Source organism: Actinacidiphila acidipaludis (genome assembly GCF_019890725.1).
Classification (GTDB): domain Bacteria; phylum Actinomycetota; class Actinomycetes; order Streptomycetales; family Streptomycetaceae; genus Actinacidiphila; species Actinacidiphila acidipaludis.
The window spans coordinates 46,948-64,965 of record NZ_JAINZZ010000003.1 but is presented as its reverse complement, the minus strand read 5'-3'; the positions used below and the strand labels follow the sequence as shown (position 1 = coordinate 64,965).

Annotated in this window: 11 protein-coding genes; 6 read left to right on the top strand and 5 right to left on the bottom strand. The window is 73.1% G+C overall.

From position 1 onward, the window contains the following. The first annotated feature begins 128 nt into the window (after window positions 1-128). Both K7862_RS03600 and K7862_RS03595 read left to right on the top strand, forming a co-directional pair. Window positions 129-1,319, top strand: coding sequence for an aminotransferase-like domain-containing protein (locus K7862_RS03600; RefSeq protein WP_222960515.1), 1,191 nt, complete (start codon window positions 129-131; stop codon window positions 1,317-1,319). Window positions 1,320-1,742: 423 nt separating this feature from the next. Then, a complete protein-coding gene (locus K7862_RS03595; RefSeq protein ID WP_222960512.1) occupies window positions 1,743-3,317 on the top strand; it encodes a sodium:solute symporter family protein in 1,575 nt (524 codons plus the stop codon). A gap of 87 nt (window positions 3,318-3,404) precedes the next feature. Here the strand turns inward: K7862_RS03595 and K7862_RS03590 are convergent, their stop codons facing one another. The 4 genes from K7862_RS03590 to K7862_RS03575 all read right to left on the bottom strand — a co-directional run bounded on the left by K7862_RS03590 (window position 3,405) and on the right by K7862_RS03575 (window position 9,964). Continuing rightward, window positions 3,405-4,508, bottom strand: coding sequence for an ADP-ribosylglycohydrolase family protein (locus tag K7862_RS03590; protein WP_222960510.1), 1,104 nt, complete (start codon window positions 4,506-4,508; stop codon window positions 3,405-3,407). A gap of 307 nt (window positions 4,509-4,815) precedes the next feature. Then, the gene (locus K7862_RS03585) at window positions 4,816-6,057 is read right to left on the bottom strand and encodes a phosphodiester glycosidase family protein (protein WP_222960508.1); all 1,242 of its coding nucleotides are present in this window, start codon (window positions 6,055-6,057) and stop codon (window positions 4,816-4,818) included. 330 nt (window positions 6,058-6,387) lie between these two features. Next, on the bottom strand, window positions 6,388-8,976 hold the full coding sequence (locus tag K7862_RS03580; protein WP_222960506.1) for a bifunctional FO biosynthesis protein CofGH: 2,589 nt from the start codon (window positions 8,974-8,976) through the stop codon (window positions 6,388-6,390). Window positions 8,977-9,136: 160 nt separating this feature from the next. Continuing rightward, on the bottom strand, window positions 9,137-9,964 hold the full coding sequence (locus tag K7862_RS03575) for a TIGR03619 family F420-dependent LLM class oxidoreductase (RefSeq protein WP_222960503.1): 828 nt from the start codon (window positions 9,962-9,964) through the stop codon (window positions 9,137-9,139). Window positions 9,965-10,075: 111 nt separating this feature from the next. Between K7862_RS03575 and K7862_RS03570 the strand changes: the two genes are divergently transcribed. Then, window positions 10,076-11,617 (top strand): CehA/McbA family metallohydrolase, encoded by a 1,542-nt coding sequence (locus K7862_RS03570; RefSeq protein WP_222960501.1) that lies wholly within the window; start codon window positions 10,076-10,078, stop codon window positions 11,615-11,617. Between the two features lie 323 nt (window positions 11,618-11,940). Here the strand turns inward: K7862_RS03570 and K7862_RS03565 are convergent, their stop codons facing one another. Next, window positions 11,941-12,765, bottom strand: coding sequence for an AMP-binding protein (locus K7862_RS03565; RefSeq protein ID WP_262412612.1), 825 nt, complete (start codon window positions 12,763-12,765; stop codon window positions 11,941-11,943). A 556-nt stretch (window positions 12,766-13,321) separates the two neighbouring features. Between K7862_RS03565 and afsR the strand changes: the two genes are divergently transcribed. The 3 genes from afsR to K7862_RS03550 all read left to right on the top strand — a co-directional run bounded on the left by afsR (window position 13,322) and on the right by K7862_RS03550 (window position 17,952). Next, window positions 13,322-16,255: an SARP-family global regulator AfsR gene (gene afsR, locus K7862_RS03560; RefSeq protein WP_222960499.1), complete on the top strand. Its 2,934-nt coding sequence runs from the start codon at window positions 13,322-13,324 to the stop codon at window positions 16,253-16,255. 332 nt (window positions 16,256-16,587) lie between these two features. Beyond that, window positions 16,588-16,752: a hypothetical protein gene (locus tag K7862_RS03555; protein ID WP_222960497.1), complete on the top strand. Its 165-nt coding sequence runs from the start codon at window positions 16,588-16,590 to the stop codon at window positions 16,750-16,752. Window positions 16,753-17,277: 525 nt separating this feature from the next. Further along, window positions 17,278-17,952, top strand: coding sequence for a hypothetical protein (locus tag K7862_RS03550; protein ID WP_262412611.1), 675 nt, complete (start codon window positions 17,278-17,280; stop codon window positions 17,950-17,952). Window positions 17,953-18,018: the final 66 nt, after the last annotated feature.

Here is an 18,018-nt window from a genome sequence, read left to right as displayed (position 1 = left end):
AGCCCTCTCGACCGGCCGCCGTCCTTGCCGAGGGGGCTCTGTGCACAGCCGCGCTGGCCCGAGTGACCGCGGTGACCGCATCCTGGAAAGTACCTGGACACACCAACGATTCTTCGTAGGCTGCGTTCATGACGAGCACCCGAGCCGCTGTCCCCGGTCTGGCCGCCCGCGCACCCCACGTCGGCGCGTCGCCGGTACGGGAGATCCTCGCGCTGACCGCACGGCCCGAGGTCATCTCGTTCGCCGGCGGGCTGCCGGCTCCCGAGCTCTTCGACGCCGAGGGCCTGCGCGCGGCCTACGACCGGGTGCTGGCCGAGCAGCCGCGACGGGTTCTGCAGTACTCCACCACCGAGGGCGACCCGGAACTGCGCGGGGCGGTCGCGGCCCGGCTGACCGCCCGCGGTCTGGCCACGGACGCCGACGGCCTGCTGGTGACCGGCGGTTCGCAGCAGGGACTGGCTCTGCTGGTCACCGCGCTGCTGGAGCCCGGCGACGTGGTGCTGGTGGAGGACCCCACCTATCTGGCGGCGTTGCAGTGCTTCGGTTTCGCCGGCGCCCGGGTCGTCCCGGTGCCGACCGACGCGGACGGGGTACTGCCGCATGCCCTGGAGGAGCTGGTGCTGCGGGAGCGGCCGAAGCTGCTCTACCTGGTGCCCAACTTCCAGAATCCGACCGGCCGTACGCTGCCGCTGGAGCGCCGCCGCGCGGTCGCCGAGGTGGCCGGACGGCACGGACTGTGGATCGCCGAGGACGACCCGTACGGGGACCTGCGGTTCGAGGGCGCGTACCAGCCGTGGATCGCGGAGCTCGACGAGGCGGCGGACCGCACGGTGCTGCTCGGCAGTTTCTCCAAGGTGATGGCGCCGGGCATGCGGCTGGGATGGCTGCGGGCGCCGGCCGGGCTGCTGCGGGCCTGTGTCATCGCCAAGCAGGCGGCCGACCTGCACACCTCCACGGTCGACCAGGCCGCCGCGGCCCGATACCTGGCCGACTGCGATCTCGACGCGCATCTGGAACGGGTCCGCGGCGCCTACCGGGACCGCCGGAACGCGCTGCTCGCGGGCCTGCCCGGCGCACTGCCGCCCGGCAGCGCCTGGAACCGGCCGGAGGGCGGCATGTTCCTGTGGGTACGCCTGCCCGACGGCCACGACGCGACCGACGTGCTGCACCGGGCGATCGCGCACGACGTGGCGTTCGTGCCGGGCGCGCCGTTCTTCGCCTCGACGCCCGACGTGGCAACCCTGCGCATGTCCTTCACCACCCATACGCCGCAGGAGATCACCGAGGGACTGGCCCGTCTGTCCAAGGCGTTCGGCTGATCGCCCGTCAACTGGATTGCTGGGAAAGCACTGTTGTCCTGACAGGACATATCCGCATGCCGTGAGCCGGGCCGTTCGCGCCCGCTCCGCCTCCTTCCCCGGCCGTACGGGATCCCGCATCCCGTACGGCTGTTGCTCGTGATGCACGGAGGCACGCGTGGGCATGCCCGGACGTCCAGCGAAGTGCCCGCTCATCGTGGGTTCGCGATCACGGTCATCACAATGCCAAGTCGAGTAAAGAGACGGCAAAATCGTTCGGCGGTCTGATTTGCGTTCAGACTCTTGAACGCTGAACCCTTGACCGGCACCCTGGAGCAAGGGTTCAATCCCCGGAAGTCCCCGCTCCCGCACGGGGGCCACCGCCCGACGGAGCGTCGCAGCGAAGTGCGCTCTCGTTCACAAGGCGGACCCCCTGGAGGGGACATGAATGGTCTCGACTGGGCCGTGCTCATCGCGTACTTCGGCGTGATGGTGGCGATCGGCGTCTGGTCACACAAGCGCGTGGACACCGTCGGCGACTACTTCACCGCCGGCGGACGGATGCCGTGGTGGCTGTCCGGCATCTCCCACCACATGTCCGGATACAGTGCGGTGCTCTTCACCGGGTACGCGGGCATCTCCTACACCTACGGCGTCACCTCCTACTTCACCTGGGCGTTCCCGATCGCCATCGGCGTGGCCCTGGGCGCCAAGCTCTTCGCGCCCCGGCTGAACCGGATGCGCTCACGGCTGCAGGTGGCGTCGCCGCTGGAGTATCTGAAGGAGCGCTACAACCTGCCCACCCAGCAGGCGCTCGCGTGGTCGGGCGTGCTGCTCAAGATCGTGGACGTGGGCGCCAAGTGGGCGGCCATCGCCACCCTGTTGTCGGTGTTCACCGGGGTGACCATCACCCAGGGCATCGTCATCACCGGTGCGATCACCGCGGTGTACTGCACCGTCGGCGGGCTGTGGGCCGACGCGCTCACCGAGCTGGGGCAGTTCGTCATCCAGCTCGTGGCGGGGCTGGCCATGCTGATCGCCGCGCTGGCCAAGCTCGGCGGCGTCAGCAGCCTGTGGAACGTCTGGGACGAGCCGGCGCTGCACCACCACAACCACCCCACGGCCGGCCCCTACACGGCGATCTTCCTGGTGGCGTACCTGTTCATCAAGACCTTCGAGTACAACGGCGGCATGTGGAACCAGGCCCAGCGCTACATGGCGACGGGCTCGGCCCGCCAGGCGCAGCGCAGCGCCACGCTCTCGGCGGCGCTGTGGTTCGTCTGGCCCGCGGTGCTGTTCTTCCCGATGTGGATCTCGCCGCTGCTGGTGCACGCCAAGAAGCCGGATGCGTCCGACTCCTACGCGCTGCTCACCGAACGGCTGCTGCCGCACGGCCTGCTGGGTCTGGTGGTCGTCGGCTTCTTCTCGCACACCATGGCCATGTGCTCCTCCGACGCCAACGCGATCGCCGCCGTCGTCACCCGCGACATCGCGCCGGCGGTGTCGCGCACCGCACGAGCCTGGAGCACCAGCGTCGGGCTGATCGCGGCGCGCGTCACCACGCTGCTGTTCCTGGGGCTGTCGATGACGGTCGCCACGCAGGTCAACTCGCCGACGTTCAAGGACATCATCACCATCGTGATCAAGTGGGTGGCCGGGCTCGTCGGCCCGATCGCCATCCCGTTCCTGCTCGGCCTGATCCCGCGGTTCCGCAAGTCCGGCCCGACCGCCGCACTGGTGAGCTGGGCGATGGGTCTGCTGGCGTTCTACCTGCTCAACTACCCGGTCAACGACGCGATCTCGGGGGGCGTCAACCTCGAATACCAGATCTCCGTCCCGGTCGCGATCTCGCTGTTCCTCTTCATCGTGATCGGCTGGATCAAGCCGGAGGACACCCCGGAGCGCGACGCGCTGCTGGCGAAGGTCAACAACGACGACCCGGGCGCGGGTTCGGTCGCGCTGCCGGAGCCGGCCGCGGCCGGGGACACGGTGCTCGGGTCGAGCGCGGTCGGCGACTGAGCGGGCGACGCACCCGCGCGCACCCGGCCGGCGGCCGATGTGGGGGCGCCACGCAAGGCGACCGCCCCTCCACGGGGGGAGGGGCGGTCAGGCCGCGGGGTAGCGGTCGAGCCAGGCCGGGCTCGCGCCCGCGGGCCCGTGCAGCGCGGGTGCCTGCGTCATCTCCATGGCGAAGTCGTCCGCGAGCTGGAGGATCGTCGCCCGGCCCTCCAGCTCGGCTATCCAGGCCGGCGGCAGCGCCGTCTCCCCGTGCTGCACACCGAGCAGGTTGCCGCAGATGGACCCGGTGGAGTCGCTGTCGCCCGAGTGGTTCACCGCCAGCAGCAGGCCGTGCCGGACGTCCTCGGCCACCAGCGCGCAGTACACCCCGATCGCCAGCGCCTCCTCCGCCGTCCAGCCCTCGCCGAGCGCCTCCACCCGCTGCGGCGACGGCAGGCCCTGCCGCACCGCGCCCAGGGCGCTCTGCAGCGCGTCGGTGGTCTCCTGGTGACCCGGGCGGGCGCCGAGCAGCGCGAGCGCGTGCTGCACCGAGCCGTCGAGGGCCTCGCCGCGGGCCAGCCCGTGCACGATGACGGCGAACGCGCCGGCCGCGAGCTGCCCGGTCGGGTGGCCGTGGGTCTGCGCGGCGCACTCCACGGCGAGCTGGAAGACCAGTTGCGGCTCCCAGCCGACGAGCAGCCCGAACGGCGCCGAGCGCATCACCGTGCCGCAGCCCTTGGAACCGGGGTTCTTCGGCGCCTCCAGGGTGCCCATGGTGTCGTCGGCCAGTCCGCTCAGGCACGCGCCGCCGGGGGCTCGCCGCGCGTAGAGCCACTCCTCGCGGGCCAGCCAGCCGCTGTCCTTGCGGCGCTCGTCCGGCCCCCACTCGGTCTGCGTGGCCGACCAGCGGCGGTACGCCCGGTGGATGTCGGTCGGCGGGTGCCAGGCGCCGGTGTCCCGGCGGACCTGCGCCCGGATCAGCCCCTCCACGGTGAACAGGGTCATCTGTGTGTCGTCGGTGATCGCACCACGCCGGCCGTACGCCGGGACGTAGTCGGTGACCCCGTCCGGACCGTGGCCGGCCTGGATGGCCTCCAGCGACTCGAACTCCACGCCCGCGCCGAGGGCGTCGCCGATCGCGCCGCCGAGCAGGCACCCTCGGACGCGGCTGCGGAAGTCCTGCTGCTGCGCCCGTCCCCAGACAGCCGTCAAAGCGGTCCCCTTCGATCATCCCCCGATCTGAACGCGTTCTGCGCCAGCACGATATCCGACGCGGCCCGGCGCGGAAGGGGCGCCGCCGGGCCGGTGGCCGGGACGGGGAAAATGGCCGGGTGTTGTCCCTGAACGGGGCCGATGGCGGAGATGGCGGGGAATGCCCGGCCCGCTGAGGAAGGATTCAGGACACTTTGTACGGGCGGTTTTCGGGGCTTTGCCCGAGCGCTTTCCCGGAACTCGATTGCGCCGCCGCGAACCCGATTCAGCGGGCCTTCCGATCTTTGCGGCGGCATTCCGCCCGGCGTCACCGGGGACCGGCGAAGATTCCGATCCCGTTGGCGACCGGGCGCTCCGCGCCGCCCGTGGGATGGTTGCGGACCACCGACGCGGCGTCGTCCGGGCCCCGGGTGACCAGGGTCGTGGAGCCGCCACCGTCCAGGTTGACCGCGTCGTCTGCGCCCAACTCGTGCATGACGGTGGACAGTTCGGCGATGGTCAGGCCGGCGTTGGACTCCGCGCTGCCGTCCAGGGCCAGCAGGTAGAGGACGCGCCCGCCGTCGCCGAAACCGGCGGCGGTGCGGGTGGCGGCGGTCACGGCGTCCAGCCCGGCCGGCGGCTGCCCGTCCCGCAGGATCGGGAAGCCGCCGACCGCGAACGCGTACGGGACGTGGGTCGCGGACGGCTCCAGGTGCGCCCCCACCTGCACCCGGTCGCCGACGTGCAGCGCGCGCAGGGTATCGGCCCCGGCGTCGCGGCCGAGCAGCACCGTCGTGTCGGCGGCGATGGCACCCGAGCCGGCGGTGTCCGCCTCGGCGGCGACACGGCCGTGGCGGACCGCGACCTCGTAGGTGTCGGTGCTGCAGCCCGCGGCGCGGGAGGTGTCCGAGCCGCACACCGCGCGCTCACGCGAGGCGGCGCCCCAGCCGGCGGTGTAGGCGCCGATGCCGCCGACCGGGAGGGCGTACTGGTTGTAGCCGCCGAGGGCCCAGTCGCCCTGCGCGGTGCGGATGTCGCCCGCCAGGTCGAGACGGTCCAGCCGGGCCCGGCGGTCCACACCGACGCCGAGCACGTCGCGGGTGGTCTCCCCCGGCGGCATGGCCGGGCCGAAGCGCTGGGCGTCCGGCACGGCGGCCTTCAGGTCCCGGCCCGCACCGATCTCCGGGCCGTCGGAGGATCCGGTCGGGTCGACGCCGGGGTGCTGGGTCTCGGTGATGTCGAAGAAGTCGCCGTTCACGCCGCCGACCGCGTGCCGGGCGTCGGCCATGGCGGAGACCGTGCCGCGGGCGCCGACCGCCCCGGGCGTCAGCAGGTCGGCCCGCACCCCCGGGTCGGCCAGGTCCACGGAGATCACATGCCCGTGGACCGGGCCGTGGCCGCCGGTCACGGTGAACTGCCCGTAGTCCACGCCCCGCGCCAGGTGCTCGACGTTGTCCAGCGGCAGGCCGCCGTCGGCGCCGGCCGCGGACGCGCCGGCGAGGGAGCCCGCCGCCACGCCCAGAGCCGCCAGCACGGCCGCTCCCCACCGGATCCCTGCCCGCTCCCGCATGCCGCTCCGCGTCACATCTCCCCCAAAGGGTGCCGCAACTCACTGGATTCACCGGGGACTTCACCACTCCAGGCGTGCGCGGGCAAGTACGCGGGAGGACTCGGGCGTGACGTGGCGGGAAATTCCTCCGGGTGGCGGGCTCGTGGCGGAAGGTGCCGTCAGGGCTCGCGCCGGCGGGGAAGGGCAGGTCGGCGCGGGTGCACCCGACGTCGGGGGTCGTGGCTCGGGGCGGCCGGTGGTGGCGTTGTGGGCCGGGTGGACGGGACGGCCGCCCGTCGGCGGAGCCGGCCCTCGGGGACGCCGTCGTCCGGCGGCCCGCGGGCCGTCGGCTCAGTCGTCCAGGACGGGGAGGAGTTCGGGCAGATGGCCGTCGGAGGCGAGCCCGGCGTCCATCCGCTCCTGCGGGACCTGCCCGTAGAGGGTGGTGCGCTGGCGGGCGGGCCGCCCGGCGGCCTCGGCGATGGCGGTCAGGTCGCGGATGGAGCGGTAGGAGCCGTACGCCGAGCCCGCCATCCGGGAGATCGTCTCCTCCATCAGCGTCCCGCCGAGGTCGTTGGCGCCGTCGCGCAGCATCCGCGCGGCGCCGTCCGCGCCGAGCTTGACCCAGCTGGTCTGGATGTTGGGGATGTGCGGGTGGAGCAGCAGGCGGGCCATCGCGGTCACCGCCCGGTTGTCGCGGGCGGTGGGTCCGGGCCGGGCGATCCCGGCGAGGTAGACCGGCGCGTTGGTGTGGATGAACGGCAGGGTGACGAACTCCGTGAAGCCGCCGGTGCGTTGCTGGATCTCCGCGAGCAGCCGCAGGTGGCCGAGCCAGTGGTGGGGCTGATCGACGTGGCCGTACATCATCGTCGACGACGAGCGGATGCCCAGGTCGTGGGCGGTGGTGACGACCTCGATCCAGGTGGCGGTGGGGAGTTTGCCCTTGGTCAGCACCCAGCGGACCTCGTCGTCGAGGATCTCGGCGGCGGTGCCGGGGATGGAGTCCAGGCCCGCCTCCTTCGCCGCGGTCAGCCAGTCGCGGATCGACAGTCCGGTGCGCGTGGCGCCGTTGACGACCTCCATCGGCGAGAACGCGTGGACGTGCATCTGCGGGACGCGGGCCTTGACCGCCCGGACGATGTCGAAGTACGCGGTGCCGGGCAGGTCGGGGTGGATGCCGCCCTGCATGCACACCTCGGTCGCGCCGACCTGCCAGGCCTGTTCCGCGCGGTCGGCGACCTGGTCCAGGGACAGGGTGTAGGCGTCGGCGTCGGTGCGGCGCTGCGCGAACGCGCAGAAACGACAGCCGGTGTAACAGACGTTGGTGAAGTTGATGTTGCGGGTGACGACGTAGGTCACCTCGTCGCCGACGGTGTCGCGCCGGAGGTCGTCGGCGATGCGGCACAGGGCGTCCAGCGCGGGGCCCTCCGCGTGCAGCAGCGCGAGCGCCTGGTCGTCGGTGAGCCTGGCCGGGTCATCGGCGGCGGTCGACAGCGCCTGCGCCACGTCGGCGTCGACGCGGTCGGGCACCATGCCGGGCGCGGCTCGCTCCTTGAGCGCCGCCCAGTCGCCGTAGACCTCGTCGAAGTCGTCGCGGCGGTCGCCGGTGCGGCCGTCGGTGTCGATGGTGCGGTGCAGGTCGGTGCGGCCGGCGGCCGCCGTCCCGAACCCGTCGTCCGGCTCCTGCCAGGGGCGGCCGGTCACGGCGGCGTCCTCGCGGGCCAGGCCGGTCGCGGGGTCGGCGAGGGCCTGGACGTGCGGGACCAGCCGCGGGTCGAGCCAGGGTTCGCCGCGCCGGACGAACTCCGGGTAGATCGTGAGCCGTTCCCGAAGCGTGAAGCCCGCGGCGGCGGTGCGGGCGGCGAGTTCGTCGATCTGCGGCCAGGGGCGTTCGGGGTTGACGTGGTCGGGGGTGAGCGGGGAGACCCCGCCCCAGTCGTCGATGCCCGCGTCGATGAAACGGCCGTACTCGCCGTCGACGAGGTTCGGCGGCGCCTGGATGCGGGCGGCCGGGCCGAGCACCAGGCGGGCGACCGCGATGGTGGCGGCGAGTTCGCCGAGTTCGGCGTCCGGCATGCCGCGCATCGCGGTGTCCGGCTTGGCCCGGAAGTTCTGGACGATCACTTCCTGGATGCCGTGGTAGGCGCGGGCGGTGCGGCGGATCGCGAACAGCGCGTCGGCGCGCTCCTCGTACGTCTCGCCGATGCCGATGAGGATGCCGGTGGTGAAGGGGACGTTGGAGCGGCCGGCGTCCTCCAGCACCCGCAGCCGGACCGCCGGTTCCTTGTCGGGCGAACCGTGGTGCGGGCCGCCGGGCTCGGACCACAGGCGGGTGGCCGTGGTCTCCAGCATCATGCCCATGGACGGCGCGACGGGCTTCAGGCGCTGCAGGTCGGTCCAGGACAGCACGCCGGGGTTGAGGTGCGGCAGCAGGCCGGTCTCCTCCAGGACCCGGATCGCCATCGCCCGCACATAGGCGAGGGTGTCGTCGTAGCCGTGCGCGTCGAGCCACTCCCGGGCCTCGGGCCAGCGGTCCTCCGGGCGGTCGCCGAGGGTGAACAGCGCTTCCTTGCAGCCCATCTCGGCGCCGCGGCGGGCGATGTCCAGCACCTCGTCGGGCGACAGGAACATCCCGTGGCCCTCCCGGCGCAGCTTGCCGGGGACGGTGACGAACGTGCAGTAGTGGCACTTGTCGCGGCACAGCCGGGTCAGCGGGATGAAGACCTTGCGGGAGTAGGTGATGACGCCGGGGCGCCCGGCGGCCTCCAGCCCGGCGTCACGCACGCGGGCCGCGGTCGCGGCGAGCCGGGTCAGGTCCTCGCCGCGGGCCTGCAGCAGCACCGCGGCCTCACCGGCGTCGAGGGCCACGCCCTGTTCCGCCCGATGCAGGGCTCGGCGCATGGCGGTCGGTGTGGGCGGCGACGGTGGCGACACGGTCATTCCCCGAGGATATGCGCGTGCCGTGCACGGTCAGGGGATCGCGGGGCGGTACGACGAGCTGCCGGGCTGTCGGGAATATCACCGTCCGATCCGACGGAACAGTCACCCGATCGGGAATAGGCGGCCGCCGACGCGGCCGTCGGGGGCGCGGTCACAGGTGTCACAGGTACTGGGCGTAGTCGTCGAGGGTGCGCAGCACTTCGGCGGGGCCGGCGGTCGGCAGCTGCACGATGACCTCCTCGACGCCGAGGTCCCGCAGCCGGGCCAGCTTGCCGGCGCTCGGCTGCACGGCGGTGGGGACGACCGCGGGTTCCGCCGGGCCGCGACCGGCCTCCTGCCAGGCGGCGCGCAGCAGCGGCAGTGCCTCGTCGAGGCCGCGGCTGCCGATCGGCATCCAGCCGTCGGCGTACCCGGCGACCTGGGCGAACGTGCTCGCGGCCGCGGCGCCGCCGACCAGGGTGCGGACCGTGCCGGCGGCCGGCTTGGGGTAGGCGTGACTGGCCTGGACGGAGGCGAACTCGCCGCTGTGGGCGCTGGGTTCCGGTGCCCACAGGGCGCGCATGACGGCCATGCGGTCACGGACGAAGGCGCGGCGCCGCTCCCAGGGGACGCCGTGGTCGGCGGCCTCCTCCCGGTTCCAGCCGAACCCGACGCCGAGGGTGAACCGGCCGCCGGAGAGGTGGTCGAGGGTGGCGATCTGCTTGGCGAGCACGATCGGGTCGTGCTGCGCCACCAGGGTGATCGCCGTGCCCAGGCCGAGGGTGCGGGTGACGGCCGCGGCGGCGGACAGCGCGCCGAACGCGTCGAGGGTGCGGCCGTACTCCGGCGGGAGCGGCTCGCCCGCGGGGTAGGGGGTGGCGCGGGAGACGGGGATGTGGGTGTGCTCGGGGAGGTACAGACCCGCGAAGCCGCGCTGCTCCAGCTCCTGGGCCAACTGCACCGGTGTGATCGTCTCATCGGTGAGGAAGATGGTCGTCGCGATGCGCACACGGACCTCCGCGGGTGATGAACGGTTCGGCACTGATCCTGCTGCTTCCCGTACCCCGCTGCACAGGGCGCGGCCACACGCATGTCACTCGCGCAGGTGATCCTTGAGGACATGGACCGACGAGACGTACTGAAGCTTTCCGCACTGGCGGGCGCGACGGGTGTGCTTACGCTGGCTCCTGTGGACTTCGCGGCCGCATCCGACTCCGGCGCCGGTGTGCCGGCCGGTGGTGGCGCCCCGGCGGGGGGCGGCGCCGACCGGACCCGGACCATCACCGGCCACCTGCCGACCGGGGTCGCCGACTTCGTGTACCTGCCCGTCGAGGTGCCGCACGGCGTGCGGCGGATCGCGGTGTCGTACACCTACGACCGCCCTCAGGTGCCGCCGGGCGTCCTCGGCAACGCCTGCGACATCGGCATCTTCGACCAGCGCGGCACCGACCTGGGCGGCCGCGGCTTCCGCGGCTGGTCGGGCGGCGCCCGCACCGAGTTCGCGATCAGCGCCGGCGAGGCGACGCCCGGCTATGTCGCGGGACCGGTGGAGGCCGGCACCTGGCACGTGGTCCTCGGCCCCTACACCGTCGCGCCGCAGGGGCTTGACTACTCGGTGACGGTCACCCTCAGCTTCGGCGATCCCGGTACGACGGTCGTACCGGACTACCCGCCGGACCACGCGCGCGGCCGCGGCCGTGCCTGGTACCGCGGCGACTGCCACCTGCACACCGTCTACTCCGACGGCAAGCGCACCCTGGAGGAACTGGCGTCACTCGCCCGGGCGGCGCGGCTGGACTTCATCAACTCGAGTGATCACAACACCAACGCCGCGCACGCCTACCTCGGCCCGCAGGCGGGCGACGATCTGCTCATCATGACGGGCGAGGAGATCACCACCCGCAACGGTCACTTCCTGGCCATCGGTGTTGACGCCGGCGAGTGGATCGACTTCCGCTACCGTGCGCGCGACGACGCCTTCGACCGGTTCGCGCGGCAGATCCGGCGCGCCGGCGGCATCGTGGTGCCCGCCCACCCGTACGGCATCAGCCTCGCCAGCCAGTGGAAGTTCGGCTACGACAACGTCGACGCCGTCGAGGTGTGGAACGGCGCCTGGACGCCCGACGACGAGGCGTCGCTCCTCACCTGGGACAACCTGCTGACCGGCGCGGCCCGGCGCGGCGACGGCCACTGGATCCCGGCGATGGGCAACTCCGACGCCCACCGCGACCCGGACGTCGTGGGCCTGCCGCAGACCGTGGTGCTGGCCGACGGCCTCGACCGGCACGCGCTGCAGGCCGGCATCAGGGCCGGGCGCTCGTGGATCGCGGAGAACGCCGACGTCCAGCTCTCGCTCACCGCGACCGGCCCGCAGGGCGAACACGCCGGCATCGGCGACCGCCTGGAGGTCGCGCAGGACGCGGAGGTCACGGTGCGTCTGGAGGTGAGCGGGGTGCCGTCGACGTCACTGCTGCGGCTGCTGACGGACGAGGGCCAGACGGTCGGGGCGCTGCTCCCGGAGTCCGGGGTGCTCGAATGGGTGACGACCCCCTCGCTGGCCGCCTATGTGCGCGCCGAGGTACGGCATCCGACGCCCGAGGGTTCGCTGCTGCCCGGGGCCGCGGCCGCGATCACCAACCCCATCTGGCTGGGCCGTCGATAGCACCGTCCGATCGACCGACCCGTCGAGTGCCACGCCGGCCGATCATCGCATCGGGGGATCGGCCGGTGCGCTCGATTCACCCGACCGGGGCGGGGCGATCACCGGATCAACGGATCAACCGACATGGCGATCAGCGGATCAGTGGATGAGCGACTCACCGCAACTCCGTGCTCATCGGAAGAACGATCACCCGATCACGGGATGAACGGATCACCGGCTCAGGGGATCACCAGCTCAGGGGATCTCCGGCTCAGCGGATCTCGGGTTCGGCGGATCGCCGTCTCCCCGGCCCGGCGGCCCGGCGGCTCCGTGCGGCCGCCCCCTCAGCCGGTGACCCGCACCGGCAGCAGGATGCGCCACACCGCGTCCTCCACGCCGTGGACGGCGGCGATCCAGCCGACGTTCTCCTCGTCCGTACCGAGCCGCACCGCCTGCGCGAGTTCGCCCATGACGTCGGACAGGTCGCCGTGACCCATCGCGGGCTCCAGGCGGCCGCCCGCCGCGCCGTCGTCGTGGTAGCGGTGGTACGCGGGCGCGCTGCGCAGCACCCCGACCGGCCGCCAGCTCTGGGCGAGGCGCCACACCGGTTCCCCGCACACGCGGATCCCGTCCGCCTCCGCCACGTGCGTGCGGCTGCGGTCGATCGCCAGCGGCGACCACGCGTCGGCGCCGGTCAGCACCAGGTCGGGAGCGCAGCGGGCCACCGCGCGCGGCACCACGCCCGCGACACCGGGCGCCCGCTGCACGACCGGGATCGCCGCCATGCCCGCGTACAGGCAGCCGAAGAACGCGCCGGCCAGGTCCGGGCCCTGCGGGTAGACGAGCATGACGCGGCTGCCGGGGTGCAGCAGGGTGCCCAGCCGGGCGGCCACCGCCCGGGCGCGCCGGTCGAGTTCGGCGAAGCTGCAGCCGGCGGTGCCGGTGACGGCGGACGCCGGGAAGGGCAGCGCGGGCACGTCCTGCGGGTGACGTTCGGCGTGGTAGCGCAGCAGCGGGCCGGGGAGGCGGCCGATGTCGCCGGTCCACGGACGCGTGCCGCCGGACCAGCCGCGGCTGCCGCCGTTGCCTCCGCCGCCACCGTTGCCGCCCCGGCTGCTGCTCCCGTTGCCACCGCCGCTGGGGCCGCCCGGGCCGCCGGGACCGCTCATCGAGGACGCTCCGGCCGCCGTGGCGCCGGCCGCCGACGGTGCGGCAGGGACCGGGCCGGCCGTCCGGACCACGCGGACCGGACGTTCCGCAGCGCCGCCGCGCTCACGTCGCGGGGCTCGCCGGTGGCGACCGCGAACCGTACCGGAGGGGCGGCCGGCCGGCCGCGTCGCGTGAGCCGGTTCCGGCCATTCGCCGAACGCCTCACCGGAAACCGGCATACCGGTGGAACCCGACGTGCACCTGTCGCACATGGCCGCTCCGTCACCAGCCCCGTCGCACAAAGCACACGGACCCGAACTCTCCCCACACAGCACAACCTCCGCGCATGCACAGACGGAATCTCAAATTCAGCCCAACTTTCGCCAGGAGGCCGGATCGGCACCATGCACGGGGTGACCCCGGCGGCGCGAGACGGCAAACTGGCACGGACGGGGCCGAACCCTCGGCTCCTCGTCCCATGCGGACAACTGTTCCGTTCACCGATGAACGATTGATATACGTGCACGAGAGCCGGCTCCGGGGAGGACCGGCTCGTCGGCGACTCAGGGGGCATAGATGGTAAGCAGGACGGAGCCGGGCTCGGGCCTGCGGTTCGCGGTCCTCGGCCCGGTGCGCGCCTGGCGCGGCGACGAGCCGATCGGTACCGGCGCCCCGCAGCAGCGCGCGCTGCTCGCCGCCCTCCTGCTGCGCGGCGGCCGCACGGCCACCGCGTCCGAACTCCTCGACGCCGTGTGGGGCGAGAGCCCGCCCAACACGGCGCTGGCGGCCTTGCGTTCGTACGCGTTCCGGCTGCGCAAGGCGCTCGGCCCCGAGGCCCTGGTCACCGACTCCGGCGGCTACGCGCTGCGCGTCGCGGCCGACGCCCTGGACCACACGGTCGTCGAACGGCTCACCGCCGAGGCCGAGAAGAACCGCGCGAGCGACCCGGCGCGGGCCCGTGAGCTGCTCGGCTCCGCCCTGGCCCTGTGGCACGGCGAACCGCTCGCCGGACTCCCCGGCCCCTACGCCGAGATGCAGCGCAGCCGGCTCGCCGAGTGGTACCTCGGGCTGCTCGAAGCGCGCCTCGAACTCGACCTCGAACTCGGCGCGCACGTCGAGGCGGTCTCCGAACTCACCGCGCTCTCCGCGGAACACCCGCTGCGCGAACGCCTGCGCGCCCTGCTGATGCTCGCCCTCTACCGCAGCGGCCGCCAGGCCGAGGCACTCGGCGTCTACGCCGACACCCGCCGCCTGCTCGCCGAGGAACTGGGCATCGACCCCTCCGTCGAACTCAGCGACCTGCACCAGCGCATCCTCGAGGCGGACGCCTCGCTCGCCGCCCCCAGCGGCACCGGTCACGGCATCCCGGACTTCCCCCGTCCGGCACAACTTCCCGCCACGGTCGCCGACTTCACCGGGCGGCTGGCGATGGTCCGCGAACTCGGCGATCAACTCGCGGAAGCGTCCTCGGAGTCCGGTGTGATGGCGGTCTCCGCTGTCGCGGGTATCGGCGGTGTCGGCAAGACGACGTTGGCGGTGCACGTCGCGCACAGTGCGCGGGAGGCCTTCCCGGACGGGCAGTTGTACGTGGATCTCCAGGGGACGGAGGCGCGGCCGGCCGAGCCGGAGGCGGTGCTGGGCGGGTTCCTGCGGGCGTTGGGCGTGCCGAACTCGGCGATCCCCGAGACGCTGGCGGAGCGTGCGGCGTTGTACCGCTCGACGCTGGACGGGCGCCGGGTGCTGACACTGCTGGACAACGCCTATGACGCGGCGCAGGTACGGCCGTTGCTGCCGGGGACCCCGGGGTGTGCGGCGCTGGTGACCAGCCGGGTGCGCATGGTGGACCTGGCGGGTGCGCATCTGGTCGACCTGGACGTGATGTCGCCCGAGGAAGCTCTCCAGTTGTTCTCCCGGATCGTGGGAGAGGAGCGGGTGGCCGGGGAACGGCAGGCCGCTCTGGACGTGGTGGGGGCCTGCGGGTTCCTGCCGTTGGCGATCCGGATCGCGGCCGCGCGGCTGGCGGCGCGGCGGACGTGGACGGTGTCCGTGCTGGCCCGCAAGCTGGCCGACCAGCGGCGGCGGCTGGACGAGTTGCGGGCCGGGGACCTGGCGGTCAAGGCCACCTTCGCCCTGGGGTACGGGCATCTGTCGCCGGCCCAGGCGCGGGCGTTCCGGCTGCTGTCGCTGCCCGAGGGCCCCGACATCTCGCTGGACGCGGCGGCCGCGGTGCTGGACCTGGACCCGTACGAGACCGAGGAGCTGCTGGAGGCGCTGGTCGACATCAGCCTGATCGAGTCCGCGGCGCCGGCCCGCTACCGCTTCCACGACCTGCTGCGCCTGTACGCGCGGGAGCGGGCCGAGCACGACGAGAGCGACGACAGCCGCTGCGCGGCGCTGTCACGGCTGCTGGACTTCTACCTGGCGTCGGCGGCGTGCGTGTACGAGCTGGAGAACCCCGGCGACCGCGTGCTGGACCACCTCGCGGCGGTCGCGCGGCCGGGACTGGTCTTCGGCTCCCGCGACGAGGCCCTGGAGTGGCTGTTCAGCGAGGCGCAGGGTCTGCTGGCGGCGGTGCAGCAGGCGGCCGGCGGCGGCTGCCAGGGGCCGATGCGCCGCGCGGTCGACCTGCTGCTGGCCACCCAGGACCTGATGGAGTCCGGGATCCACGCCCGGCAGTACGAGCAGGCCGCCCGCGCGCTGGTGACCACCGCGCACGACTGCGGTGACGCGCTGGTCGAGGGCCGCGGCAGGATCTGGCTCGGTCAACTGCTCTGCATGACCGGCCGGTTCGACGAAGCCGAGGTCGAGACCCAGCTGGCCATGGTTCAGGGCCTGGCCGCGGAAGACCCCATGACGTGCAGCTACGCGCCGAATCTGCGCGGCATCATCGCCATCTACGGCCGCCGCTTCGAGGAGTGCGCCCAGTACCTCCAGCACGCCCTGGAGGCCTTCCGGGCCGACGGCAACCGCCACGGCGAGGCCGCCGCCCTCAGCAACCTCGCCCGCGCCCAGATCGAACTCGGCGACACCGACGCCGCCCTGGCCGCCACCGAACAAGTCGTCACCATCTACCGCCACCTGCGCGCCGGCTTCCGCCTCGGCAACGGCCTCTACGCCATGGGCACCGCCTTCACCGCGGCCGGGCGGCTGGACGAGGCGGTGGTCAGCCTGACCGAGGCGCTGGCCATCTTCCGTGACGCGCGGCAGCAACTCTGGGAAGGCATGGCCCTGTTCCGCCTCGCCGACGCCCATCTCGCCGCCCGCAACTGGCGGCAGTCGGTCGCGCACGCCGAACAGGCCCTGATCATCCTGCGCGAGGTCGGCGGCGAGTGGCGCGTCGCCAACGCCCTGACCGTGCTGGGCCGGGCGCTCGCGGGCATGGGCCAGTCCGTCCGTGCCGACGCCTGCTGGCACGACGCCCTGAACATCTACACGGCCCTGGGCTCGCCCGAGGCGCAGGAGGTCCGCCTGCTGCTCGGTGGTCAGCCCGAGTCCTCAGCGGCGGTGTGACGGTTCGTCCGAAGTGACCGTCGGCAGAGGTTCGGGGGCCGGGGGCGTGTGTCCGGCGACGAGGCGCCATCGCCCCTTCCGTGCCGCGTTCTTCCGCCGTCTGCCGGCCGTCCTCCGCAACGCCAGCCGTAGGTCATATGAAGTGCTCATACCTGCAGGTGATTCCGGGTCGTGGGCGTTTATCGGTTGATTATCGGAGGATGCCACGATTCCATCACTGCACGAGCCGCCCGCCTGGTGGCGCACGGGGGTCGCCGCCGGGCGGGCCCCATGCAATACGTCCCCACCGGGCGAGCGTCACCAGCACGTCCCCAAGAGCACAGGAGAGCACGATGACCACCTCAGTTCCGCAGCCGCCCAAGCAGGACGGTCAGGTCGACCCGGACAACTTCCACGTCACCGACGAGCCGGCCACCGCGCCCGACGGTCTCCTGACCGAGGCCAAGGCCGCCGTGGTGAACCCCGACAACTTCCACGTCACGGACGAGCCGGCCTGACCTCGATCTGACCGGAGTCCGCGACAAGCGGGCCCGGCCGGTCACCCCGGCTCGTGGGGACGGGCAGGGGGGCTCAGGGGGAACCAGACAGGGGGACCACAGCAGGGGGAACGGGGGGCGTGACCGGGGGGTCACGACCGGGGGAACGACCAGGGGGAAACCACGGGGACCCCGGGGAACGACCAGGGGGAAACCACGGGGACCCGGGGGAACGACCAGGGGGATACCACGGGGATGGGGGAACCGCAGGGGCGCCCAGGGGGAACGCGGTGCGGCCAGGGGGACATGGCCGCCCGCGGTGGGCGAAAGGACCGGCCGCAGCGCGGAGGGGGCGCTGCGGCCGGTCCGTTTTCCGCGGGCGGGACGTCGTCGCACGACACGGCGGTAGCGGCCGCACATGAGGGCGGCGGGGCCCCGACCCGGCGGCCTCCGCTCGCCTGGCAACGACACGGCCCCGGGCGTAGCGTCGGCCCCGAGGGGGCCGAGCGGGCCGACGCGAGGTGATGGAACCCGATGTTCCGCACGATGCTGGGATCTCTGCTCGCGCTGGCCGGGGCGGTGGCGGCCGTCTGGAGCCCCTTCCGTGCGTGGTACGGCGGGCGTCACGGTTCAGGTATCCGGGTGGACGATCTCTTCACCGGCGTCGGGGTCACCCCGCACGGTGCGGCGCTGCTCGGCTCCCTCTTCCTGCCCATGCTCTTCGCGGCCCTGCTGACCGTGCTCGGGGTGCTCCTGCGCTCGCGCCTGGTGATCGCGCTCGCCGGGGTCATCGTGCTGGGATTCACCGTGCTGTGGATGGTCCGCCAGGCGCAGTTCTCGCACTCCCTGACCGCGGGCGGCAACGGCCTCGACACCGGAGTCGCGTTCGCGGTGCTCGGCGGACTGCTGCTGTGCGCGGCCGCGGTCGTGCTGCCCGGCCGCAACCGGCCGCTGCACTACGCCCAGCCCGACGTGCCCCTCGACCGTGACGGCGCCGAACCGTCGCACGACCGGCCCCTGCCACCGTCCATACCGCCCGACCCCTACGCCGCACCGCCCACGTACGAGCTGCCGGACCTCGACCCGTACGCCAAGCCGCAGCCGGGCCACGAACCGCACTCCGGCTACGAACCGCATCCCGAATACGAACCGGAACCGGGATACGAACCGGATCCCGAATACGAGCCGCCCCCGTACGAACCGCCGCCACCCGGCCGGTGACCGGCGGGCCCACCGCGGACGACACCTCGTCAGGTCGGCACCACACCTCGTCAGGCCCGGCACCGC

What these genes read in the sequence shown, in the direction of transcription:
- K7862_RS03565 (WP_262412612.1), bottom strand. Translation starts at nt 12,765, where the DNA reads ATGAGCGGTCCCGGCGGCCCGGGCGGCCCCAGCGGCGGTGGCAACGGG.
- K7862_RS03585 (WP_222960508.1), bottom strand. Translation starts at nt 6,057, where the DNA reads ATGCGGGAGCGGGCAGGGATCCGGTGGGGAGCGGCCGTGCTGGCGGCT.
- K7862_RS03550 (WP_262412611.1), top strand. Translation starts at nt 17,278, where the DNA reads ATGCTGGGATCTCTGCTCGCGCTGGCCGGGGCGGTGGCGGCCGTCTGG.
- K7862_RS03580 (WP_222960506.1), bottom strand. Translation starts at nt 8,976, where the DNA reads ATGACCGTGTCGCCACCGTCGCCGCCCACACCGACCGCCATGCGCCGA.
- K7862_RS03595 (WP_222960512.1), top strand. Translation starts at nt 1,743, where the DNA reads ATGAATGGTCTCGACTGGGCCGTGCTCATCGCGTACTTCGGCGTGATG.
- K7862_RS03570 (WP_222960501.1), top strand. Translation starts at nt 10,076, where the DNA reads ATGGACCGACGAGACGTACTGAAGCTTTCCGCACTGGCGGGCGCGACG.
- K7862_RS03600 (WP_222960515.1), top strand. Translation starts at nt 129, where the DNA reads ATGACGAGCACCCGAGCCGCTGTCCCCGGTCTGGCCGCCCGCGCACCC.
- K7862_RS03555 (WP_222960497.1), top strand. Translation starts at nt 16,588, where the DNA reads ATGACCACCTCAGTTCCGCAGCCGCCCAAGCAGGACGGTCAGGTCGAC.
- afsR (WP_222960499.1), top strand. Translation starts at nt 13,322, where the DNA reads ATGGTAAGCAGGACGGAGCCGGGCTCGGGCCTGCGGTTCGCGGTCCTC.